Source organism: Martelella endophytica (assembly GCF_000960975.1).
Classification (GTDB): domain Bacteria; phylum Pseudomonadota; class Alphaproteobacteria; order Rhizobiales; family Rhizobiaceae; genus Martelella; species Martelella endophytica.
Genome location: NZ_CP010803.1, coordinates 3708652 through 3730388 on the forward strand (window position 1 = coordinate 3708652; position 21737 = coordinate 3730388).

19 protein-coding genes are annotated in these 21737 nt (G+C 61.8%); 11 read left to right on the forward strand and 8 right to left on the reverse strand.

Annotated features, from left to right (window positions below):
• Nucleotides 1-282: 282 nt before the first annotated feature.
• Nucleotides 283-1140 carry a MurR/RpiR family transcriptional regulator gene (locus TM49_RS17040; RefSeq protein WP_045683024.1) on the forward strand — a complete coding sequence of 286 codons (858 nt, stop codon included), beginning with the start codon at nucleotides 283-285 and terminating at the stop codon, nucleotides 1138-1140.
• Between the two features lie 4 nt (nucleotides 1141-1144).
• Here TM49_RS17040 and TM49_RS17045 read toward each other — a convergent pair whose 3' ends face one another.
• Nucleotides 1145-2038: a LysR family transcriptional regulator gene (locus tag TM49_RS17045; protein ID WP_045683027.1), complete on the reverse strand. Its 894-nt coding sequence runs from the start codon at nucleotides 2036-2038 to the stop codon at nucleotides 1145-1147.
• Between the two features lie 199 nt (nucleotides 2039-2237).
• Here TM49_RS17045 and TM49_RS17050 point away from each other — a divergent pair, with 199 nt between their 5' ends.
• Nucleotides 2238-2978, forward strand: coding sequence for an SDR family NAD(P)-dependent oxidoreductase (locus TM49_RS17050; protein ID WP_244464745.1), 741 nt, complete (start codon nucleotides 2238-2240; stop codon nucleotides 2976-2978).
• Nucleotides 2979-3026: 48 nt separating this feature from the next.
• Here the strand turns inward: TM49_RS17050 and TM49_RS17055 are convergent, their stop codons facing one another.
• Entirely contained in the window at nucleotides 3027-3875 is an 849-nt protein-coding gene (locus TM49_RS17055; protein WP_045683028.1) for an AraC family transcriptional regulator, read from the reverse strand.
• Nucleotides 3876-4043: 168 nt separating this feature from the next.
• Here TM49_RS17055 and TM49_RS17060 point away from each other — a divergent pair, with 168 nt between their 5' ends.
• The 3 genes from TM49_RS17060 to alaS all read left to right on the forward strand — a co-directional run bounded on the left by TM49_RS17060 (nucleotide 4044) and on the right by alaS (nucleotide 9796).
• The gene (locus TM49_RS17060; RefSeq protein ID WP_045683036.1) at nucleotides 4044-5696 is read left to right on the forward strand and encodes a SulP family inorganic anion transporter; all 1653 of its coding nucleotides are present in this window, start codon (nucleotides 4044-4046) and stop codon (nucleotides 5694-5696) included.
• A 187-nt stretch (nucleotides 5697-5883) separates the two neighbouring features.
• Nucleotides 5884-6975, forward strand: coding sequence for a recombinase RecA (gene recA / locus TM49_RS17065; RefSeq protein ID WP_045683038.1), 1092 nt, complete (start codon nucleotides 5884-5886; stop codon nucleotides 6973-6975).
• A gap of 163 nt (nucleotides 6976-7138) precedes the next feature.
• Entirely contained in the window at nucleotides 7139-9796 is a 2658-nt protein-coding gene (gene alaS, locus TM49_RS17070) for an alanine--tRNA ligase (RefSeq protein WP_045683040.1), read from the forward strand.
• Nucleotides 9797-9908: 112 nt separating this feature from the next.
• Here the strand turns inward: alaS and dusA are convergent, their stop codons facing one another.
• Nucleotides 9909-10928 (reverse strand): tRNA dihydrouridine(20/20a) synthase DusA, encoded by a 1020-nt coding sequence (dusA, locus tag TM49_RS17075; protein ID WP_045683042.1) that lies wholly within the window; start codon nucleotides 10926-10928, stop codon nucleotides 9909-9911.
• 360 nt (nucleotides 10929-11288) lie between these two features.
• Nucleotides 11289-11465 (reverse strand): hypothetical protein, encoded by a 177-nt coding sequence (locus TM49_RS23685; RefSeq protein ID WP_158498654.1) that lies wholly within the window; start codon nucleotides 11463-11465, stop codon nucleotides 11289-11291.
• Between the two features lie 245 nt (nucleotides 11466-11710).
• Here TM49_RS23685 and TM49_RS17080 point away from each other — a divergent pair, with 245 nt between their 5' ends.
• Together TM49_RS17080 and TM49_RS17085 are read left to right on the forward strand one after the other, a co-directional pair.
• The gene (locus tag TM49_RS17080; RefSeq protein WP_045683044.1) at nucleotides 11711-12589 is read left to right on the forward strand and encodes a formate/nitrite transporter family protein; all 879 of its coding nucleotides are present in this window, start codon (nucleotides 11711-11713) and stop codon (nucleotides 12587-12589) included.
• 77 nt (nucleotides 12590-12666) lie between these two features.
• On the forward strand, nucleotides 12667-13236 hold the full coding sequence (locus TM49_RS17085; RefSeq protein WP_045683046.1) for a hypothetical protein: 570 nt from the start codon (nucleotides 12667-12669) through the stop codon (nucleotides 13234-13236).
• A gap of 5 nt (nucleotides 13237-13241) precedes the next feature.
• Here TM49_RS17085 and TM49_RS17090 read toward each other — a convergent pair whose 3' ends face one another.
• Entirely contained in the window at nucleotides 13242-14927 is a 1686-nt protein-coding gene (locus TM49_RS17090) for a putative bifunctional diguanylate cyclase/phosphodiesterase (RefSeq protein ID WP_158498655.1), read from the reverse strand.
• A 260-nt stretch (nucleotides 14928-15187) separates the two neighbouring features.
• Here TM49_RS17090 and TM49_RS17095 point away from each other — a divergent pair, with 260 nt between their 5' ends.
• A complete protein-coding gene (locus TM49_RS17095) occupies nucleotides 15188-15451 on the forward strand; it encodes a DUF4031 domain-containing protein (RefSeq protein WP_045685396.1) in 264 nt (87 codons plus the stop codon).
• Between the two features lie 21 nt (nucleotides 15452-15472).
• On the opposite strand, the gene TM49_RS17100 is transcribed toward TM49_RS17095, so the two are convergent.
• The 3 genes from TM49_RS17100 to TM49_RS17110 all read right to left on the reverse strand — a co-directional run bounded on the left by TM49_RS17100 (nucleotide 15473) and on the right by TM49_RS17110 (nucleotide 18018).
• A complete protein-coding gene (locus TM49_RS17100; protein ID WP_045683047.1) occupies nucleotides 15473-15913 on the reverse strand; it encodes a hypothetical protein in 441 nt (146 codons plus the stop codon).
• Between the two features lie 107 nt (nucleotides 15914-16020).
• Nucleotides 16021-17343, reverse strand: a complete 1323-nt coding sequence (dgt, locus tag TM49_RS17105; RefSeq protein WP_045685397.1) for a dGTP triphosphohydrolase — start codon at nucleotides 17341-17343, stop codon at nucleotides 16021-16023.
• Nucleotides 17344-17382: 39 nt separating this feature from the next.
• Entirely contained in the window at nucleotides 17383-18018 is a 636-nt protein-coding gene (locus TM49_RS17110) for a J domain-containing protein (protein WP_045683049.1), read from the reverse strand.
• A 427-nt stretch (nucleotides 18019-18445) separates the two neighbouring features.
• Between TM49_RS17110 and TM49_RS17115 the strand changes: the two genes are divergently transcribed.
• From TM49_RS17115 to proX, 3 genes are all read left to right on the forward strand, one after another.
• Entirely contained in the window at nucleotides 18446-19672 is a 1227-nt protein-coding gene (locus TM49_RS17115) for a quaternary amine ABC transporter ATP-binding protein (RefSeq protein WP_045683051.1), read from the forward strand.
• 20 nt (nucleotides 19673-19692) lie between these two features.
• Nucleotides 19693-20604 (forward strand): ABC transporter permease, encoded by a 912-nt coding sequence (locus tag TM49_RS17120; RefSeq protein ID WP_045683053.1) that lies wholly within the window; start codon nucleotides 19693-19695, stop codon nucleotides 20602-20604.
• Nucleotides 20605-20705: 101 nt separating this feature from the next.
• Nucleotides 20706-21713, forward strand: coding sequence for a glycine betaine/L-proline ABC transporter substrate-binding protein ProX (gene proX / locus TM49_RS17125; protein ID WP_045683056.1), 1008 nt, complete (start codon nucleotides 20706-20708; stop codon nucleotides 21711-21713).
• Nucleotides 21714-21737 lie beyond the last annotated feature (24 nt).

The following is a 21737-nucleotide window of genomic DNA, read 5'->3' on the forward strand; positions in this document are numbered from 1 at the left end:
CCAAAACGTCACTATCGTGTTCGATGACTCGGTGTGCCACTGTGCGTTCCCCTGCAGCGACAGGTGTTTTTATGGTTAAGAAGTCGCCGCGAATTATGCTCTGCGATCAAAGTTATAATTGCAAATTCCATCTGTCAAATGGATTTAAGAATAATTTATTCCAAGCAAGCATGCCCGTTTCGAGCCTGCGTCGGCCCTATGGCTTTTCCAAAAATTCCATTGTATTCCTGAATTCAGGAATTTATTATTCTGAAGCCATCCCGGCTCCGCGAAAGGAAACCCGTGTCCGTTCTCAAGGTGATCGAAGCCCAGCTTGAAAGTCTGGCACCGGCCGACCGGCAGATCGGCCATTTCATTCTCGAGCACCCGAACGACGTGCTGCGCCTTTCGTCTGCAAGACTGGCGGAAAAGACCGGCCGCAGCCAGTCGAGCGTGGTTAAATTCGCCCAGAAGCTCGGCTTTTCCGGCTATCAGGACATGAAATTTGCCGTCAGCAAGGCCCAGGCTCAGGAATGGCGGGCGCCGGGCGCGCTGCACAGCACGATCGAGCTTGGCGACAGCCACGCGACGATCGCGCAGAAGCTCCTGTCTGGCAAGATGCAGGCCATGCAGCAAACGCTTTCGGCCAACGACGAGCGCGACATTGCCCGTGCGCTGGAGCTGACGGCTGATGCCAACCGCATCCATATTGCCGGCGTCGGTGCCTCCTCACTGGTCGCGCGCGACTTCGGTTACAAGCTGCAGAAGCTCGGCCGCTATGCGCTGCATGATTCCGACAGCCACGTACAGATGGCGAATGTGTCGGCGGCCAGGCCCGGCGACGTGCTGTTCGCGCTTTCCCACTCCGGCGTCAGCATCGAGACGGTGCGGATCGCGGAACTGGCGAAGGATCGCGGCGCCTCGGTGATCTCCATCACAGGCCCGCAACAGAACCCTGTCGCCCGCGTCTCCGACGTCAACCTCTACACCATCGCCGACGAAGACCGCGTCCGCTCTTCGGCCATCACCGCACGTGACGCGCAGCTGATGCTCACCGACTTCATCTTCATCCTCCTGATTCAGCGTCAGTCGGATGCCACTGATTATATTGACAATAGTGGTGACGCGGTATCCGCGCTGAAGCTCGGCGGCGACAAATAGCCTTTCAGTTCCGGCCCGAGCGGCGGAGTGCGGCAACGAAGGCCTTGAGTGCGGCGGATGGCTGCCGGCTGGAGGGATAATAGAGGCACAGACCGCCGAAAGGCAGGCACCATTCACCAAGAACCTCGATAAGGCGTCCGGCCTTCAGTCCATCTTCGGCAACCGGTTGATGGACATAGGCGACCCCGAGCCCGTCCATGGCGGCCATTGCCGCCTGTTGCGAACCGCCGACGATGAGACGACCGCCAACCCGCACGGTCAGCATGTCGCCGCCCCGCTCGAATTCCCAGTCGATCAGCGCGCCGCCCGGAAGCCGCGCACGAATGCATTCGTGGCTCTTAAGCTCCTCGGGGTTCTGCGGAGTGCCATGGCGCGCCAGATAATCCGGCGAAGCCGCGACGACAAAGCGCTCCTGGCCGCCGAAGGGCACCGCGATCATACCCTTCGGGACGGATTCGGCGAGCCGCACCCCGGCGTCGAAACCGGCGGCGACGATATCGACGAAGCCGCCGTCGTTCACGAGATCGATCCGGATATCCGGATAGCGCTTCATGAAGGCGAGGACGAAAGGCATCAGCCGCTCTGCCCCGCCCTCCGAAGCGTTGATGCGCAGCAAGCCGGAGGGCGTGTCGCGGAAGCGCGCTGCCTCCGATACCGCATCATCGATATCCCTCAGAGCCGGCCGCACCCGTGCCAGAAACGCCTCGCCGGCGGCAGTGACCGAGACGCTGCGTGTCGTGCGGTTCAACAGCCTGACGCCGATGCGGCGTTCCAGCGCGGAAATCTGGTGGCTAAGGGAGGACGGCGAGATATCGAGCTCTACGGCGGCTGCGCGGAAGCTCGCGCGCTCGGCAACCGTCGCCAGCGCCTGGAGTTCGCCAAGGGTCATGCCGGACATTATACGGTTTCCATCAATAGAGCATACGGCATTGTGCCAGTTATCGTCATAACGCTCCTAACCTATCTCGTGGCCGGACAACAGGTCCGAACGAACGAAAGGAACAGGACATGACGAAAACCGTCCTTATCACCGGCTGCTCCAGCGGCTTCGGCGCCGCGTTCTCTTCGCCGAGCATGGCTTCAACGTCGTCGCCACGATGCGCCGGCCGGAAAAATCGCCCGACTTCTCGGCCTATCCCAACATCGCCGTCGAGCGTCTCGACGTTCAGGATCGTGGCTCGATCGAAACCGCCGTCGCCGCGACCATCGCACGTTTCGGCGCCATCGATGTCCTGGTCAACAATGCGGGCTATGGCCTTTATGGCGTCTTCGAGGGCCTCACGCGGGCGGAGATCGACGACCAGCTCTCCGTCAATCTCATCGGCGTGATGGACCTGACGCGCGAAGTCCTGCCGCACATGCGCAAGGCCGGCTCCGGCGTCATCGTCAACATTTCATCCGGCGCCGGCGTCTTCGGCCTGCCGCTGACCTCGCTCTACAATGCCTCGAAATTCGCGCTGGAAGGCTTTTCCGAAGCGCTGACTTATGAGCTGGAAGGTCTCGGCATTACGGTGAAGCTGGTCGAGCCCGGCGGCGTGCACGACACCAATTTCGTCGCCCGCGCCGGTGTCGGAGACTTTGCGGCCAACTATCCGGACGACTACGCGCCCTTCGTGGAGCGCACCAAGGCAACCTTCGCCGCCCTATCGCAAAGCCGAGCCGGTGCAACGAGCCGCGATGTCGCGGAAGTGATCTTCGAGGCCGCCACCGATGGAACCGACCGGCTGCGTTATCTCGGAACCTCGCAGATCAAGCCGCTGGTCGATGCCCGCCGCTCGACATCCGAAGAGGAATACATGGCGCTGATGCGCGCCTCGATGCGCCCGAAGGCCGACTGACAGGATCCGGCCCCGCGATCCATGGCCGGGGTCGGCTCTTCCACGCCTTCAGCCTTTCAGCGGAACGCAGATTTCGGTCAGCAGCGCCTCCGGCGCCACCTCGCGCGGATTGTTAAGGTAGACCTCCATCGGCGGCGCATCGCCGGGTTCGTGGCCCTTCACCGGCAGCCAGCTTCCGTAGAACCAGCTATAGGCCTTGTGAAGCTCGGCATAGGGGCCCTTGTGGGTCAGGACGGCATAGAGCCCGGCCGGGGCTTCATACCGCTCCAGACCCTGCGGCAGATCGGCATCGGCCGGAACTGTGAGGCCGGCAAAGGAGCGCAGTTCCTTTTCGGCGACGATGCTCGGATCATCGAAATAGACGCCCGTCATCTGCATGTCTGGGGTGAATTTCCCACTCGCCATCATCAGGCCGACAGCCTGTCCGAAGGCCTTGTCGACCTCCATATAAGAGCCGCGGTGGGCCACCCCGCCAAGCACCCGACCCTTCATGTTGCGCAATTCGATATCATACATGTCACGTGTCTCCTTCGACGCCGGCAGGTCGAACCGTGTGTGGCGCCCGTCGTGCCGGTAAGCGGCCGGCGCCATGCCATAGGTCGACTTGAACTGGCGCGTGAAGGCGGCAACGCTTCCATAGCCGGCACGTCCTGCAATGTCGGCGATCGGCCCTCGTGAATTGACGAGTTCGCCAGCCGCCCGGTGAAGCCTGAGTCGTTTCACCGTCGCATGGATGGTCTCGCCGTAGACACCGCGATAGATGCGATGCCAGTGCCATGGCGAAAGGCACGCAATATCCGCCAACGTCGCAAAATCCAGTTCATCATCGAGGTGGGCATTGATATGATCGCTGACACGCATCAGGCGTTGCTGATAGGTTTCGAAAGCGGCTGTCATCGTGTCACCTCATCTCCTGTTGGCAGCCCGTTGAAGCACGGGCCGGATTGACAAATCTTGCTGACTTGCGGCCGGTGCGACATTTCTTCCGGCGCGCGGCGCTTGCCGCATGCCATCCATCTGTTATGCCCGGACCATTGCTGCCCACACTCGCCAGGTATCGCCGCCATGCCAACCCGCCTCGTTCCCAAGACCATCAGCGTCCTTCAGGAAGGATATTCGCTTTCTCGCCTCAGATCCGATGCGATCTCCGGCCTGACCGTCGCCATCGTCGCGCTGCCGTTATCGATGGCGATTGCGATCGCCTCCGGCGTCTCGCCCGACCGCGGGCTTTTCGCGGCGATCATCGGTGGCTTTTTCGTATCACTGCTTGGCGGCAGCCGCCATCAGATCGGCGGGCCGGCCGGCGCCTTCATCGTGCTGGTGGCCGCCTCCGTCGAGCGCAACGGCATTGACGGGCTGCTGATTGCCGTCATGCTTTCCGGCCTGATCATGATCGCGGCCGGCTATCTGAAGCTCGGCGCCTATATCCGTTTCATCCCCTATCCGGTCACCGTCGGCTTTACCGCCGGCATCGCCATCATCATCTTTGCCAGCCAGCTTTCGGCCATCTTCGGCCTCAACCTGCCCGGCAAGGAACCCGGCCCCTTCGCCGAGAAGATCGCCTATCTTGCGCAGTATGCCGGCACCACGAACGTCGCCGCGCTGTCGCTCGCACTTGTGACCATCGCCATCATTATCGCCCTCAAGCGCATCCGGCCAGGCTGGCCGGGCATGCTGATCGCGGTCGCCGTTGCGAGCCTCGCATCATTTGCCCTGCAGCTTCCGGTCGATACCATCGGCAGCCAGTTTGGCGGCCTGCCACGCGGGCTGCAGGCGCCCGCCCTGCCCGCCTTCTCGCTCGAAAAAGTCATCGCGGTTCTGCCAGATGCCTTCGCCTTCGCCCTGCTCGGCTCGATCGAATCGCTGCTTTCAGCGGTCGTCGCCGACGGCATGACCGGCCGGCGGCATCGCTCCAACATGGAGCTGATCGGCCAGGGCGTTGCCAACATCGCCTCCGCACTTTTCGGCGGCATCTGCGTGACCGGCACGATCGCCCGCACCGCGACCAATGTGCGCGCCGGCGCGACCAGCCCGTTTTCCGGCATGCTGCATTCGGCCTTTCTGCTGGTGTTCATGATCGTCGCCGCGCCGCTTGCCCGATACATCCCGCTCGCCGCACTTTCGGGCGTGCTCGCGGTCGTCGCCTGGACCATGGTCGAAAAGGCCGCTTTCCGCACGCTGCTGAGATCGTCGCGGGGCGACGCCGTGATCCTGATCGTGACACTGCTGCTGGTCGTCTTCCGCGACCTCACCGAGGGCATCGTCGCAGGCCTTGCGCTTGGCGCCGTGCTGTTCATCGATCGCATGGGCAAGAATGTCGCCGTGAACCCCTATGCCGATTACCATGAGAAGGCCGAGCAGCCGATCGTCAATACCGACCCCGACACCGTGATCTACCGCATCTCCGGCGCCTTCTTCTTCGGAGCGGCTGCGACCGTCGGCTCCGCGCTCGACCGTATCGCCGACGGCGCCCGCAACTATATCATCGACCTTTCCGACGTGCCCTATCTCGACTCCACCGGCGCGAATGTTCTCGATGGCACCGTTCGCAAGACGACCCGCGGCAATGTTCGTGTACTTTTCGCAGGTGCTTCCCCGCAGGTGCGCTCCACACTTGAGAGCCATCATATCGATGAAGGTCGCGTGACCTACTGCGAAACCCTGGAGGCCGCGATCGCCGCCACAAAGGCTGCCCCACCGCAAAGACAGGAGACGTGAGACCCTCCAAACAGGGCTTTCACGTCGTCCACATGTCAGAAAACATTCGGACAAAAACGGAACATTAAAGACTTTTCATAGCAATAACAATACGATAAAACCTTGTTGCAAGAACGGAACAAATGAAGTACAAAAAAGGCAGTTCTTCACCTCGCCTAGGCGGCGGGCGCAACAAGGGATAAAGTCGATGGCACAGAACTCACTCCGACTCGTCGAGGAAAAAACGGTGAACAAGAGCAAGGCGCTGGAAGCAGCACTTTCCCAGATCGAACGCTCCTTCGGCAAGGGCTCCATTATGAAGCTCGGCGGGCAGGACAGCATCGTCGAAATCGAAACCGTATCGACCGGCTCGCTTGGCCTCGACATCGCGCTTGGCATTGGCGGTCTTCCGCGCGGGCGCATCATCGAGATTTACGGGCCGGAAAGCTCCGGCAAGACCACGCTCGCCCTGCAGACGGTTGCCGAAGCCCAGAAGAGCGGCGGCATTTGCGGCTTCATCGATGCCGAGCACGCGCTCGATCCTGTCTATGCCCGCAAGCTTGGGGTCGACCTGAACGACCTTCTGATCTCCCAGCCCGATACCGGTGAACAGGCGCTCGAGATCGCCGATACGCTGGTGCGCTCCGGCGCGCTTGATGTGATCGTCGTCGACTCGGTGGCGGCATTGACGCCCAGGGCCGAAATCGAGGGCGAAATGGGCGACAGCCTGCCGGGCATGCAGGCCCGCCTGATGAGCCAGGCGCTGCGCAAGCTCACCGCGTCGATCTCGCGTTCGAACACCACCGTCATCTTCATCAACCAGATCCGCATGAAGATCGGTGTCATGTTCGGTTCGCCGGAAACCACCACCGGCGGCAATGCGCTGAAGTTCTATGCTTCCGTCCGTCTCGACATCCGCCGTATCGGTTCGGTCAAGGACCGGGACGAAATCGTCGGCAACCAGACCCGCGTCAAGGTCGTCAAGAACAAGATGGCACCGCCCTTCAAGCAGGTCGAATTCGATATCATGTATGGCGAGGGCGTTTCCAAGACCGGCGAACTGGTCGACCTTGGCGTCAAGGCCGGCATCGTCGAGAAATCGGGCTCCTGGTTCTCCTATAACAGCCAACGTCTCGGCCAGGGTCGTGAGAACGCCAAGCTGTTCCTCAAGGAAAACCAGGCGATCGCCTCCGAAATCGAACTTGCGCTGCGCCAGAATGCCGGCCTTCTTGCCGAAGGTCTTCTCGATGGCAACGACGAAGACGACGGCGAAGGTTCGACCGGCACGAACGACGATTGAGTTCCGGCGGGCCCTGAGCCTGTGCGGTCGTGACCCCGGTCACACACTCCGAAATGATTTGCGGCGGCTTTGACGAGCCGCCGTTTGTCTTGTCTGGACAGGGGCAGTCAGCATCGTTAAAAGCCGCAGAAACAGACAGCGATGACAAAGGGTGTGGCGCAGCATGAGTGGCGTGAATGAAATCCGGTCGACCTTTCTCGACTTCTTCAAGAAGAACGGCCACGAGGTCGTAGCCTCGAGCCCGCTCGTTCCCCATAACGACCCGACGCTGATGTTCACCAATGCCGGCATGGTACCGTTCAAGAACGTCTTTACCGGTCTTGAGACCCGCCCCTATTCGCGTGCCACCACCGCGCAGAAATGCGTGCGCGCCGGCGGCAAGCACAACGACCTCGACAATGTCGGCTACACCGCACGCCACCACACCTTCTTCGAGATGATGGGTAACTTCTCCTTCGGCGATTACTTCAAGGAAGAGGCGATCACCCATGCCTGGAACCTGATCACCAAGGAATTCGGCCTGCCAAAGGATCGCCTGCTGACCACCGTCTACCATGAGGACGACGAGGCGTTCGAGCTGTGGAAGAAGATTGCCGGCCTTCCGGAAGATCGCATCATCCGCATCAAGACGTCGGACAATTTCTGGTCGATGGGCGATACCGGCCCCTGCGGCCCCTGTTCCGAAATCTTCTTCGACCATGGCGACCATATCTGGGGCGGCCCGCCCGGCTCGCCGGAGGAGGATGGCGATCGCTTCATTGAAATCTGGAACCTCGTCTTCATGCAGTACGAGCAGATTTCCGCCGATCGGCGCGAAAACCTGCCGCGTCCATCGATCGATACCGGCATGGGCCTCGAGCGCGTTGCCGCCGTGCTTCAGGGCAAGCACGACAATTACGACATCGACCTGTTCCGCCGGCTCATCGACGCCTCGGTCGAGCTGACGGGCGTAAAGGCCGAGGGCGATCAGCGCGCCAGCCACCGTGTGATTGCCGATCACCTGCGCTCCTCCGCCTTCCTGATCGCCGATGGCGTGCTGCCGTCGAACGAGGGCCGCGGCTATGTTCTGCGCCGGATCATGCGCCGCGCCATGCGCCATGCCGAGCTGCTCGGCGCACGCGAGCCAGTGATCTACAAGCTGCTGCCGGTGCTGGTCTCCGAGATGGGCCGTGCCTATCCGGAGCTGCAGCGCGCCGAGGCGCTGATTTCGGAAACGCTGAAGCTTGAGGAGTCGCGCTTCCGCAAGACGCTCGACCGCGGCCTCTCGCTTCTTGACGAGGCCAGCCGTGACCTCTCGAAGGGGGACAGCCTTGACGGCGAGACGGCATTCAAACTCTACGACACCTATGGCTTCCCGCTCGACCTGACCCAGGATGCTCTGCGCACTCGCGGCATCCATGTCGACATCGGCGGCTTCCAGGATGCGATGCAGCGCCAGCGCGCCGAGGCCCGCGCCCATTGGGCCGGTTCCGGCGACAAGGCGACCGAGACGATCTGGTTCGAACTCGGCGAGAAACTCGAGGCGACGGAATTCCTCGGTTACGAAACCGAAAAAGCCGAAGGCGTTGCGCTCGCCCTCGTGAAGGATGGCGGCAGCGTCGATACGGCTGTCACCGGCGACGAAGTCGCGGTCATCGTCAACCAGACGCCGTTCTATGGTGAATCCGGCGGCCAGATGGGCGACACCGGCACCATCACCACCGACACGGCGACCTTGCGTGTAACCGACACCCAGAAGAAGGGCCGCGGTCTCTTCGTTCACCATGCCGTGGTCGAAAAGGGCGAGATTGCGGTCGGCACGGCCGTCACACTAGAGGTCGACCACGCCCGCCGCTCGCGGCTTCGCGCCAACCACTCGGCCACCCACCTCATCCACGAGGCGCTGCGCGAAATCCTCGGCACCCACGTGGCACAGAAGGGCTCGCTGGTCGCGCCCGAGCGCCTGCGCTTCGACGTATCGCACCCGAAGCCGATGACGGCGGAGGAGCTGAACGTTGTCGAGGACATGGCAAACGAGATCGTGCTGCAGAATGCCCCGGTCTCCACACGCCTGATGAGCGTTGATGATGCGATTGCCGAAGGTGCCATGGCGCTCTTCGGCGAGAAATACGGCGACGAGGTCCGGGTGGTGTCGATGGGCAAGGCAACCCATGGCGACAAGGCCGGCAAGACCTATTCGCTGGAACTTTGCGGCGGCACCCATGTGCGCGCCACAGGCGAGATCGGGCTCATCCGCATCGTCGGCGAAAGCGCCGTCGGCGCCGGTGTCAGGCGCATCGAGGCGCTGACCGGCATCGATGCGCGCCACTACCTGACGGAACAGGACGAGAAGATGAAGGCGCTCGCCGCTGCGCTCAAGGTGCAGCCGGATGAGGTCGCCGGCCGCGTCGCTGCTCTGACGGACGAACGCCGCAAGCTTGAGCGCGAGCTCGCCGACGCTCGCAAGAAGCTGGCGCTCGGCGGTGGCACGGGGACAAGCGAAGAGGCCGAAAAGATCGGCGATGTCAGCCTGGTTGCCAAGGTGCTGCCCGGCGTCGCCGCCAAGGAGCTCAAGGGCCTTGCCGACAGCGCCAAGAAGGACAAGCCGGCCACCGTGGTCGCCTTCATCAGCGTCGCCGAGGACAACAAGGCGAGCGTGGTCGTGTCGGTGACGAACGACCTCACCGATCGCTTCTCGGCCGTGGATCTGGTGCGTATCGCAGCGGCGGCGGTCGGTGGCAAGGGCGGCGGCGGTCGCCCGGATATGGCCCAGGCCGGCGGGCCGGATGGCCTTCAGGCCGAAGCCGCGATCACGGCCATCCGTCAGGCTCTCCAGGCCTGACGCCAGTTTCGCGAAAGACTTTCATTTTCGCGAACAAGGCACTGAAAATAAGATGTTTTAACAGGACGCTTAACGGCGTCCTGTTTTGCTTCGAGCTCTATCAATGCCGCTCTCAGGCGACAGCCGCTTCCAGCGCGACGGCATCGAAGGCGCGGGCGATGACCTCCGGTCCGGCGCCGGGTTTCGTCGCTTCGGTCGACAGGATCTGGCGGTAGCGACGCGCGCCCTCCATGCCGCTGAAAAGGCCGACCATATGCCGCGTGACCTGCGACAGCCGGCCGCCATCGGCAATCTGCCGCTCGGCATAGGCCATCATCGCATCGCGCAGCGCGAACCAATCAACCGCCTCCGCAGCATCATCGAAGAGCCGCGCGTCGACCTCCCCGAGGATCGACGGCGTCTGGTAGGCGGCCCTGCCGAGCATCACCCCATCCATATGGGCAAGCTGCGACTGCGCCTCGTCGAGGGAGCCGATACCGCCATTGATGCCGATGAAGAGGTCCGGATGAAGCGCCTTCATGCGCCACACCAGCGGATAGTCGAGCGGCGGGATCGTGCGGTTTTCCTTGGGGCTCAGCCCCTTCAGCCAGGCCTTGCGGGCATGCACCCAGATCGCCTCGGCCCCCGCCCCCGCCATGCGCTCGATGAAGTCCGGCAGCACGATGTCCGGATCCTGCTCGTCGACGCCGATCCGGCACTTGACGGTCACCGGCACGCTGACAGCCTTTCTCATCGCGCCGACCGCCCGCTCGACGATTTCCGGCGACAACATCAGGCAGGCCCCGAAGGTTCCGGATTGCACCCGGTCCGAAGGACATCCGACATTCAGATTGATTTCGTCATAGCCGAAGGCTTCACCAATGCGGGCGGCCTCGGCAAGCTTGTCAGCGTCCGAACCACCGAGCTGCAGCACCACCGGATGCTCGACAGGATCAAAGCCGAGCAGCCGCTCGCGGTCGCCATGGATGATCGCATCGGCGACGATCATCTCGGTATAGACCTGCCCGCGCCGCATCAACTGCCGGTGCAGATACCGACAATGACGATCAGTCCAGTCGATCATGGGTGCAACCGCGAAGCGTCTGGATTCGACAATATTGTTTTTATTTGCTTTTTCCACGATCTCGCTCATTGATCTCGGATCATGGTCCCGTTCTTAACCCTTTCGGGCCGCGTTTGGAATGGGAGCGCCGCAATTTGGCGCTGTGCCTGCATCGACCATGTGCGGCTTGCCCGAAGTGTCTCGGGGAACGCTTGATGAATATCACAAATCGCTTATATTGAAACCATTAAGGCCTCGGGCACAAACCGCGATCCTGTATCACGGAAGCTGGGCCAATAGAGCCCTGGAAGTCCGGTCGACGCTTCGATCATCCATTGCATCAATTTTCTTTCAGACGCTTGCTTCATATCCCTTTTTGAAAATTTCCTCCCTTCGCTGAGGATCGATTATGAGAATTTTCCACTGCCACCATTGCGGTCACTATCTGCGCTACGGAACCGGCCGGTGTACCCGATGCTTCCAGCCGACGCCTTTGGTCAACAGGATCACCTTTGCCATCTCGTCGGTCGTGGTCGGGTTCGTCGCCGTCGGCAGCTTTGTATTTTCGATGCTGAGCTGAACGACCGGCAGCTCAGCATTCCAGTTGAGGTGACAAGAGCGTCGCATTCCCAGTCGTTGCCGTGAGCCACATGGCTTCGCACTACACGACGTCGCTTTCGCGCGCTCCCCAGAGCCGCGTGACTCGGCGGCGCTCTCGCCATCAGCTTCTCCCGTGACGGAAGAATCCGGTGCTGCGCCGGTGCGCCATCGCCAAATTCCGTCGGGTGACGCGAACAGGTGGAACTTTCTTTCGGCTCTGCGGTTTCAGTCCAGTCTCCGAATCCCCCCAGACCATTTACGGACAGGAAGTCATGACGGACCAGCAATCCGAAGAGGATGCCATTGCCAACAAGGAGGAGCGCGAGAACGCAGCGATCGAGGAGGCCACGCCGATCTCGGCGCCCGCCGTCTTCGAGGCGATCCGGCGATCGGGTGTGGAGGAGCTTCAGCGTCCGACATCCGCACTGGTTCTCTCTGCGCTCGTGGCCGGGCTGGCGCTCGGCTTTTCCGTGCTCGGCAAGGCGCTGATGCATCGCTTTCTGCCCGATGCCCCGTGGCGCCCGCTGGTGGAAAGCCTCGGCTACAGCTTCGGCTTCCTGCTGGTCATCATGGGCCAGATGCAGCTCTTCACCGAAAACACCATCACCGCGGTCTGCCCCTATCTCAGCGAACCAAAGCCGAAAGTCCTGAGGCGCCTGGTGAGGCTGTGGGTGCTGGTCTTCGTTTTCAATGTGGTCGGCGCCATCCTGCTCGGCCTCGCACTCACCCAGTTTCGCCATGTCGAACCCGAAACCTTCGAGGCGATCCGCGCGACTGCCAACGAAGCGCTCGGCTTCACGGCCCATCAGGTCTTCTGGCTTGGCATCGGCGCCGGCTGGTTGATTGCGGCGCTCGTCTGGATCATGCCGAATTCGGGCTCCGCCAAGGTGCCGCTGATCATCATCGCGACCTGGTTCCTGTCGCTTGCCGGCTTCTCCCACGTCATCGCCGGAAGCTGTGAGGCGGCGTTCCTGCTGGCTGTCGGCGATATCGGCTTCGGCAGGGCGATCCTCGGCTTCACCCTCCCCGCACTTGCCGGCAATGTCGTCGGCGGGACCGTGTTCTTCACCATCCTGATGTGGGGACAGATCAAGGTGGAGCGTGCCCGCCCCGAGCCGGATTTCAGCTACGAAACCTTCTGGAAGCAGTAGCACGCCCAGCAAACCGCTTTGCCAAACATCAATTCTCCCTGTACCGAGGCAGGACGGGAAAGTTCAGGGGAACGGAAATGGATGCTTACGGACACTTGCGCATACTGGTGAGCCTTATACTGGGGCTGGCGATCACCCGTGTCCTGTCCGGCCTCTCCCGCCGCCTGCAGGAGCCCGCAAAGACCGGACGCATGCATGTTCAGATCGTCTGGTCGTTCGTTCTTCTGCTCGGCGCCGTCCACTTCTGGTGGTGGGAGTTCGCGCTTCGCTTCATCAGCCACTGGAACTTCTGGATCTACATCTTCGTCCTTTCCTATGCCTCGCTGTTCTTCCTGATGTCGACGCTGCTTTATCCCGACCATCTCCATGAGCATACGGACCGCGAGGATTTCTTCATCCGGCGCAGGAACATCTTCTTCGTCCTCTTTGGGCTTTCCTTTGCTTTCGACCTTGTCGACACCTTGATCAAGGGCCGGGAGCATCTCGCGGCGCTCGGCATCTGGTATGGGGTGCGGCTCGTCGCCGGCATCGGCGTCGCCATATTCGCGGTGAAGACGGAAGACAGCCGCAGGCTCACATGGCTGGGCATTGCCTGGCTTGCGGGCAACATCGTCTGGATCACCATGCTTTACGGTGGTCTGGACTGAGCGCCTCAGCGTCTTTCCGCGATGAACCTCTTCACGCGGTCGACGGGCATCGGCCTTCCCAGATGATACCCCTGCGCAAGCGCGCAGTTCATCGAGGAAAGCCATTCCGCCGTCGCGGCGTTCTCCACGCCCTCGGCCGTGACATCAATACCGAAACCCTTCGAGATCGTAATGATACCTTCCACGATCGCCTGCTGACTGACGCTCTCTGTCAGGCCGATGATGAAGCTCTTGTCGATCTTGATGTTGTCGACCCTCAGCTTCCGCAGGTGGGACATCGATGCGTTGCCCGTCCCGAAATCATCAAGTGCGACCCGAATGCCATGCCGTCGCAGACACTCGATCTTCTCTTGCGCGACGTCTTCGTCGCGATTCAGAAGCACATCTTCGGTGATCTCGACCTCGAGCATTTTGGCGGGAATGCGGTAGTGTCTCAGTCCCGAAATGATGGCGCTCGCGATCTTCGGATGCGCAAAGGCAATCTCGGAGATGTTGAATGCGATGGTACCCGGCTGCACACCCGTATCCATCAGATACCGCAAGTCGTGCATCACCCTGCGAAACAGGTAGATCGTGATCCGAAGGCCGATCTGGCGGCTCTCAAACGCCGGCCAGAAGGCTGCCGGGGTCAGAATGCCGCGCTCGGGATGGAACCAGCGCGCGAGCACCTCGAAGCCCGATATGGTGCCCGTCCGAAGGTCAAGCTTCGGCTGATAGAAGGGATGGATCTGCCCGTAGCGGATCGCCTGCCCGACCTCTCGCAATATCCACTGGCGATCCGCAATCCTCTTTGCCGTACCCGCGTCGTAGATGACGATGCGGTTTCGGCCGCGTTTCTTGGCCTCTGACAAGGCGATATCCGCCGCCTTCATCAGGGCTTCGGGCGTCTCAGCCTGATCGGGAAATCGGGCCACGCCGATGCTGGCCCTTGCCCAGAAGGACGTACCAGCAACCTGAACGGGCTTCGTCACAAGTCCGGCGATGCTGCGGGCGCATTCAAGCTCCGCCGAAGCATCGATATTCTCGACGGCAACCGCGAACTTGTCGCCGCTCAAGCGCGCAAACGCGGGCGCGTCCTCGCGAAGGTCGCGCAGGCCGGCAGCCACCTCCCGAAGAAAGCCATCGCCCGCCTCGTAACCGTAATTGTCGTTGATTTCCTTGAAATAATCGAGATCCAGAAGCATCAGGCTGAGGGACGATCCACCCGCGGGCTGCTTGGTCAGCCGTGCCATTTGTTCGGAGAAGAACAGCCGGTTTGGAAGTCCCGTCAGCTCGTCGGTGCGCGTCAGCTCATGATTCTGCTTCTCGATGTTCTTCTTCTGGGTGATGTCGAAACTGATGCCCAGAAGGCGTTCCGGTGAAACGCGGCGCGCCCGAGAACCGACCCAGACTTCCCTACCATCGGCCGTGTAGGAGCGGAACTCGATCTCCTCGATCTTGCGGGTCCGGCCGAATTGCCTCCGCACGTCCCGGTCGTCGGGATGAATGTGCTGAAGCAGATCATCAAGCGTTCCCGAGCCGAGGCCAACCGTTCGCTCGGAATTATCGGATCGCGTGATGAAACCGGTGACAAGGTCTTGTTCCCAGGCCACGATGCGCCCGGCATCCAGAGCGAGGGTTAACCAATCGGCGTCCTGGCTGAGCTCCTCGCCAAGAAAATCATACCGGGGAGGTAGATTCTTGCCAACCATGAGCAGGGCCTCCATCCCTGATCCAAGGTTAACGTGAGCGTAGTCTTAATTACAAGCAAACTTTAAGATCAATTAGTTGAGACCGTTGTAATTATCTTTCGTCAAATATGGCTTCTGCCAGGCGCGCCAGTGTAACCGCCACCCGCCACATCATGCCGCGCTTGCGTTCGCGCGCGAACCTCACCGGCCGAAAGTTGACAAGCCCGGCAATTCGAATATGACGGCGGGCTTGCTTGAAGGATATGTGACTGAGCTGAATGATGGCCGTCTACGTCGATGATATGAAATGGCCCTTCAAGGGCATGGTCATGTGCCACATGCTGGCCGACACGACCGAGGAGCTGCATGCGATGGCCGCGCTGCTGGGCATGGAGCGCCGCTGGGTGCAATATCCCGGCACGCCAAAAGAACATTACGACATTCCGATGCAGCGCCGGGTTCTGGCCGTGGAGGCCGGTGCGATCGAGGTCAACTGGCGGTTCGTCGTCGGCCTCATTCGCAGCCGACGCGACGACGCGACCTAAACGCGGAAATCTTCAGCCGGCTTAACGATCGAGCTTGCGCGCCATCCAGGCATAGCTGTCCGTCACCACATGGACCGGGGCAGTCAGAACCGTCCGCACCTGTTTCCGGCTCGGAATGAGGGACCCGACCGAATGCACCGCGCCGTCCGCAAGGTCGGCGACCCGGCTCTGCGAGGAAGGTTCCATCTGCTGCACACTGCCGGCGCCATTGTCGGCCACCGCGACCGGCAACCCCTGCACATCAGCACCGCCAAGCGCTTCAGCGATCGGCTCGCCCGGCGTCTGGCACACTGCGACCACGCTCGGAAACTCGGAATATTTATAATATTCAAGGTCCGTCGCCAGCGCGTCGTCACACAACTCGACCGTCGCATAGCGCTCCGGCGCCGTATCGATGTACCGGCACTGGCTGAGACTGTCGTCACAGCCGAGAATGGTCATGGCTATCAGGGCCGCGGGCATGGCATCTCCTCTGGGATCGGATACGGGAGCGACTTGTCATAAGGGCACTGAATATGCGGCGACTAAGGCAGACGTATGGTGGCGGCTGCCCTCTCCGCCAGTCATTCTCAGGCGCGGATGATGCCTGCCACCTTCACCGCATAGCGGTCCGTCATGCCGGAGACATAGTCGGCGAGCGTGTGAAGTGCGCCATAGCGATCCTTCGCCGTCCTCAGGTCGATACCGAGCGCACGGCGAAGCTGGGAGGGATAGCCCGTCAGCCGGCTTTCGTCCCATTCCGCAGCCTCCAGCGCTTCGAATACCGGCAGCACGCCGTCAAGGACCCGGTGCACGAGATTGCGCCCCATCACCTCCAACTCGGTCTTGCGCGGCGAGGTGAAGATGCGCTCGCTCGCCAGTCGGCCGATCTCGGCAAAGGGTCCGGCAAGCGCCGAAGCCTCGATCAGGCCGCCGCGGAACCGGCCCTCCATGATGGTGTCGTGGTTGGCCGCGAAGGCTGCGCTGCAACTCTCGAAGGCGCGGCCGATGGCAACGGCGCGCAGCAGCGCGATCTTTTCCTCGGCCGTGTCACCGCGGTCCTCGCGCGGCGAGAAACCCGCAACCTCCGACAGCAGCGGTGCCACATCGCCATAGGCCAGGTCGCGCGCGGTGAAGGCATCTTCGAGGTCGAGGATGTTGTAGCAGATGTCGTCGGCCGCCTCGACGAGGAAGACCAGCGGATGGCGGCGCCACCAGGTCCCGCTCTGATCGCCGGCGATCATGCCGGTGCGGGACGCGACTTCCTCAAGCGCGCTGCGCTCGGTCTCGAACACGCCGAATTTCTTCAGGCCGCTCTCCCGCGCTCCGAGCGTATTGCGTGTGGCTGCCGTGACCGGATACTTGATGAAGGCGCCGAGCGTGCCGTGCGTCAGCCGCATGCCGCCGCGGCGGTTCATCTCGAGACTGTTCAGAATGCGGAAACCCTGTGCATTGCCCTCGAAGGCCTCGAACTCTGCCGCGAAGCAGCCCTCGTGATCTGAGAAGAGACCCTCCCCGCGATCAAACTTCTCGGCAAACCAGGCGCCGATCGCATCCTCCCCGGAATGGCCGAAGGGCGGATTGCCGATGTCATGCGCAAGGCATGCGGCGTGGACGAGACCGGCAACGGCCGCCTGTCCGCCCTTCTCGACCTTGCCCTCCTGCTCCAGCCACCAACCGACATCGAGGCCGAGCGACCGCCCGACGCTTGCCGTCTCGACGCTATGAATCAGCCGGTGGTGGATGTGGTCATTGTCGTAGAGCGGGTGGACCTGCGTCTTGTTGGCAAGCCTGCGAAACGGCGCGGAAAAGCTGATGCGGTCGGCATCCTGGTCATAGGCCGGCCGGCGTGGATCCGCCTGATAGCCGGGATTCCAGAGCCGGTCGAGATCGAGCAGTCTGCTCCAGTCCATCGGGGCCATTGCCTCAGCCTTTCGGGGGTTCTGCTGCCGTCATTCCGCCGCGTCGTCGCGGCGATCCTCGCCGGCATCGTCTTCCACATCGTTGCCGGCGTCGGCGCGGTCAAGCTCGTAGGAATAGTTCTCGAGCATGCTGTAGGCCTGCTCGATGGCGTCGATCTGGGTTTCGGCGTTGCGGATGGCTTCGGCAATCGATTCGCTGCGCGAGCGCAGCATCGAACCGAGCACATCCGAGCCGGCGCTTTCGCGGCTCTTTCGGGCTATCCTGTCCATGTGCTTGCGCACCCGGGCCCGATGACGCTCCAGTTCGAGAATGTGGAAGCGGCTTTTCAGGATATCGTCGGAAAGCTTGCGACGCATTGCCGCAACCGGATCGAAACTGCCCGGTTCACGTTCGTCGAGGATCATCTCGTTGACCAGCGGCTCCAGCAGCATCAGGCCCTTGAGGTCCTTCGGGTCGGCAAGCTCCGGGTCATAGCCGGTATCGTCATAGACCTTGCGGCGGACGGGGTCCTTGAGAAGATCGTAGGATGACTGCAGCGCGGCGAATTTCTCGCCATCGCCGCCGCTGTCGGGATGAGCGTCCTTGGCAAGCCGCCGATAGGCAGCCCGGACAGCCTTCTCATCCGCATCGCGGTCTATGCCCAGTACTTCATAAGGGTCGATCAAGACTTCACCCGTTCCAGCGTCAAAACTGCCATGAGACCTACTCCCCCGGCGCCCGCGGTTCAAGCCGCTGGCCGCCGCTGTGCACGGCTTCGCGCCCCTGCCGGGGCTGTTTCCCGGCAAAAGCCGTCACCGGCGCCAATTCAGGCCGTGAATTTGACATTGCTTCGCCACAATCCTACATAGCGGGTGCCGCGTCTTGGTCAGCTTTGACAACGCTTGGTGCGGCTTATCGGAGCCCGTTGCGGGTTCCACGGGATTTTGCGGGTTGGCGGGGCCGGTTTCGACCCTGCACTTCTGCACGCTTGCAGGAGTTGCCGCATCCGGGCGCCGGGCGCCCTGTGTCCCTTGGCGTGCTTGAGCGCGCACGAACGCCAGCGAAGACGAACCGCCATCGGGGAGAAATCCCTGATCCGGACAAGGAAAAGGTATGAACGTCAAACTGACTGCGAAAAACGTTTCCAAACTATTCAATGACGATACGGGCGAAGGTGCCCGACGCCTGGCAGCAGGCGAATCCAAAGACGAAATTTTCAAGGCCACGGGTGTTACCGTTGGCATCGACAATGTCAGCTTCGAGGTGCAGGAAGGCGAAATCTTCGTCATCATGGGCCTTTCCGGTTCCGGCAAATCGACGCTGGTGCGCACGCTGAACGGCCTCATTCCGCCGACCTCCGGCGAAATCATGATCGACGAGGTTGATGTCGCCTCTTGCAGCAAGGACGTGCTGCGCGATGTCCGTCGTCAGAAAATCACCATGGTTTTCCAGCACTTCGCGTTGTTTCCTCATAAAACGATTTTGGATAATGTCGCCTTTGGCCTGAAGCTCAAGGGGATTGGCAAGGAAGAGCGCCAGAAGGCAGCCCTTGCCTCGCTCGCCAAGGTTGGGCTCGACGCCTATGCCAACAGCTATCCGAGCCAGCTTTCCGGCGGCATGCAGCAGCGCGTCGGCCTCGCCCGCGGGCTTGCCAACGATCCGCAGATCCTGCTCATGGACGAGCCTTTCGGCGCGCTTGACCCGCTGATCCGGCGCGAGATGCAGGACGAGCTGATCGTGCTGCAGAAGGAACTGAAGAAGACCATCGTCTTCATCACCCACGACCTCAACGAGGCCATGATCCTCGGCGATCGCATCGCCATCATGAAGGACGGCGCGTTTGTCCAGGTGGGCACCGCCCAGGAAATCGTCTCCGAACCGGCCGACGACTACGTCCGCGCCTTCGTCTCGGATATCGACCGCAGCCGCGTGTTCAAGGTCTCCGACATTTCCAGCGACGCCGCCTGGGTGAAGGTGGACGCGACGGCCGCCGATGCGCTTGCCGTCATGGACAAGGCCAAGTCCGACCTCGCCTATGTCGTTGAAAAGGGCGTTCCGGTCGGCCTGTTGATGCGCTCGGATGCCATGGAATGCCCGCGGACAACGCCAGTGCGCGATGCCATGATCGCCGAGCCGCCGACCGTGCCGGAAGAAGCCTATCTGAACGAGGTCTATGGCGCCGCCCAGGCTGGCGTGCCGATGGCCGTTACCGACGAAAAGGGCAAGCTTGTCGGCGTCGTCTCGCAGGAGGCGATCTTCGAGCAGCTTGCCGTTGCAGAGGACGAAGAGACGCCGAGCGTCGAAGAGCCCAAACCCACCACACCCGGTGAGCCGGCGTAAAGCGTTTCAGGAGACAAGACTTGTTCGATCCCTCCCAATATTTCACCATTCCCTTCGACAGCTGGGTCAACGACTTCGTCCGCGGCTTCCTGGTGCCGAACTTCCGTCCGTTCTTCCGGGCGTTGCAGGTTCCGGTTAACCAGGTGCTGCAGGCCTTCGATGCCGTGTTCGCCTGGATCCCGATGCTCGTCGTCATGTTGATCTTTGCGCTTCTGGCGTGGCGGATCGTCGGACGAACGATGGCGATCATCACGATCGTCGGCTTCCTGTTCGTCGATCTCATCGGCCTCTGGCCGGAGACCATGACGACGCTGTCGATGATCCTGACCTCGGTGCTCTTCTGTACCATCATCGGTGTACCCGTCGGCATTCTCGTTGCCCGCAGCGACATGGCTTGGAAGATCGTGCGACCGATCCTCGACGTGATGCAGACGGTACCGAGCTTCGTCTATCTGGTGCCGATCGTGATGCTCTTCGGCGTCGGCATGGCGCCGGGCATCATCGCCACCATCATCTTTGCCCTGCCGCCGATCATCCGAATGACCAATCTCGGCATCCGCAACGTGCGCACCGATCTGATCGAGGCCTCCGAAGCGTTCGGCGCTACCTATTCGCAGACGCTGTTCGAAGTGCAGCTTCCGCTCGCCATGCGCACGATCATGGCGGGGTTGAACCAGACACTGATGCTAGCCATGTCGATGGTCGTCATTGCCGCGCTGATCGGCGCCGGTGGTCTCGGCCAGGTGGTCAACACCGGTCTCGGCCGACTGGATGTCGGCGGCGCGACCGCCGGCGGTGTCGGCATCGTGGTTCTTGCCATCGTGCTCGACCGTATCACCCAGGGCCTCGTCGAACCGGGCGATCCGAACCGGATGACGTTCCGACAGGCGCTTGGCACCCTCTTCCGCGGCCAGAGCAAGGCCGCCGAATAAGAACGGGAGCGGCCCCTGGGCCGCTTTCAAGGGATCTCCGATCCCGTCGCCAAGGTGACCGCAGCGCGGTCGCCGCAACACGTAGACACGGAGAAACACTCATGAGACATAATCTCACGAAACTCACTGCCGCCCTGATGCTCGGCGCCGCCAGCCTTGTGCCGGCGACTGCCGCTTTCGCGCAGGAACCCGGCGATGGCAAGACCATCAACATGGCCCAGGCCGACTGGGACACCGGCTGGTTCCAGGCCGAAATCTACAAGCAGATGTTCGAGGACCTTGGCTACAGCGTCACCGGTCCGATGACGCTCGCACCGTCGGCTTTCTACCAGGCCGTCTCGCAGGGCGATGTCGACCTCTGGGTCAACGGTTGGTTCCCGCTGCACAACACCTACGAATCGACCTTCGGCGGCGAAGCCAAGATCGACGGCGCAGTTGCCAAGGGTGGCGCGCTGCAGGGCTATCTCGTCGACAAGAAGGCTATCGAGGAGTTCGACATCAAGACGCTTGACGATTTCAAGCGTGACGAAGTCAAGGAAGCCTTCGACCGCGATGGCGATGGCAAGGCCGATCTGGTCGCCTGCCCGCCGGGCTGGGGCTGCGAACTGACGATCTCGCAGCACATGGAAGACTATGACCTCGGCGATGCGATCAACCCGATCAAGGCCGGCTACTCCGCTTCCATGGCTGACGCGATTGCGGCCTACCAGAACGGTGAGCACATCCTGTTCTACACCTGGACGCCGAACTGGACCGTTGACCAGCTGAAGCCCGGTGAAGATGTGATGTGGATCGAAGTTCCGCAGAAGGAAGGCGTTGAATCGCCGGCGCCGGCCGAAGGCCTGGCAACCTGCGTTGCCGATCCGTGCCACATGGGCTTTGTCGCCAACGACATCGTTCCGGTCGTCAATGACGACTTCATCGCCGACAATCCGGCCATCGACACGCTTCTTCAGGAAGCCTCGATCCCGCTGCCGGATATCTATGCGCAGAACTCGGCCATGAACAATGGCGACGACGACGTCAAGGCGCAGGCCACGAAGTGGATCGAAGACAACCAGGACACGGTTGACGGCTGGCTCGAAAAAGCCCGCGAATCCGCCAGCTAATTGGCGCTGAAACCTTGGCCGGAG

Excerpts from the sequence above, each read along its gene's own strand:
- TM49_RS17045 (WP_045683027.1), bottom strand. The coding sequence starts at position 2,038 with ATGTCCGGCATGACCCTTGGCGAACTCCAGGCGCTGGCGACGGTTGCC.
- TM49_RS17050 (WP_244464745.1), top strand. The coding sequence starts at position 2,238 with ATGCGCCGGCCGGAAAAATCGCCCGACTTCTCGGCCTATCCCAACATC.
- TM49_RS17055 (WP_045683028.1), bottom strand. The coding sequence starts at position 3,875 with ATGACAGCCGCTTTCGAAACCTATCAGCAACGCCTGATGCGTGTCAGC.
- TM49_RS17060 (WP_045683036.1), top strand. The coding sequence starts at position 4,044 with ATGCCAACCCGCCTCGTTCCCAAGACCATCAGCGTCCTTCAGGAAGGA.
- recA (WP_045683038.1), top strand. The coding sequence starts at position 5,884 with ATGGCACAGAACTCACTCCGACTCGTCGAGGAAAAAACGGTGAACAAG.
- alaS (WP_045683040.1), top strand. The coding sequence starts at position 7,139 with ATGAGTGGCGTGAATGAAATCCGGTCGACCTTTCTCGACTTCTTCAAG.
- dusA (WP_045683042.1), bottom strand. The coding sequence starts at position 10,928 with ATGAGCGAGATCGTGGAAAAAGCAAATAAAAACAATATTGTCGAATCC.
- TM49_RS23685 (WP_158498654.1), bottom strand. The coding sequence starts at position 11,465 with ATGCGACGCTCTTGTCACCTCAACTGGAATGCTGAGCTGCCGGTCGTT.
- TM49_RS17080 (WP_045683044.1), top strand. The coding sequence starts at position 11,711 with ATGACGGACCAGCAATCCGAAGAGGATGCCATTGCCAACAAGGAGGAG.
- TM49_RS17085 (WP_045683046.1), top strand. The coding sequence starts at position 12,667 with ATGGATGCTTACGGACACTTGCGCATACTGGTGAGCCTTATACTGGGG.
- TM49_RS17090 (WP_158498655.1), bottom strand. The coding sequence starts at position 14,927 with ATGGTTGGCAAGAATCTACCTCCCCGGTATGATTTTCTTGGCGAGGAG.
- TM49_RS17095 (WP_045685396.1), top strand. The coding sequence starts at position 15,188 with ATGGCCGTCTACGTCGATGATATGAAATGGCCCTTCAAGGGCATGGTC.
- TM49_RS17100 (WP_045683047.1), bottom strand. The coding sequence starts at position 15,913 with ATGCCCGCGGCCCTGATAGCCATGACCATTCTCGGCTGTGACGACAGT.
- dgt (WP_045685397.1), bottom strand. The coding sequence starts at position 17,343 with ATGGACTGGAGCAGACTGCTCGATCTCGACCGGCTCTGGAATCCCGGC.
- TM49_RS17115 (WP_045683051.1), top strand. The coding sequence starts at position 18,446 with ATGAACGTCAAACTGACTGCGAAAAACGTTTCCAAACTATTCAATGAC.
- proX (WP_045683056.1), top strand. The coding sequence starts at position 20,706 with ATGAGACATAATCTCACGAAACTCACTGCCGCCCTGATGCTCGGCGCC.